Source organism: Streptomyces sp. SP18CS02, from assembly GCF_036322365.1.
In the GTDB taxonomy this organism is placed as follows: domain Bacteria; phylum Actinomycetota; class Actinomycetes; order Streptomycetales; family Streptomycetaceae; genus Streptomyces.
The window spans coordinates 1-336 of sequence record NZ_JAQYXC010000043.1 but is presented as its reverse complement, the minus strand read 5'-3'; the positions used below and the strand labels follow the sequence as shown (position 1 = coordinate 336).

General features: G+C 58.9%; 1 pseudogene. It reads right to left on the bottom strand.

Annotated elements, in window-relative coordinates:
• Positions 1-191, bottom strand: a pseudogene (locus PUR26_RS00110) (ABC transporter substrate-binding protein); the annotation flags it as partial.
• Positions 192-336: the final 145 nt, after the last annotated feature.

Genomic DNA, 336 nt, shown 5'->3' with positions numbered 1-336 from the left:
TCGATGATCGGGCGGTCGAACGTTTCGTTACGCGTCGTCTTGTTCTCCTGAAGCAGGAGACCGTTGGTGTTGCTGTCGCCGCCGCTGCCGTCGTGCGAGTCGCCGTGGCCGGCGTTGCCTGTAGGGGCGAGGGTTGCGGCGATGGTGACCGCTGCCGTGCCTTTGACGATGCGTCGCGTCTTTGCGTTCATGTGGTGTTTCCTCCCTGTCGTGGCCGCGTGGTTGCGGCCGTGGTGGCTGGATGTCATGTCGTCATTTACGTCGTTGTAATTTAGTAAATTGACAACGAGTTGTCATCGGTGCCATCCGTTATCTTAGTGAACGCAGGCGTGTTGG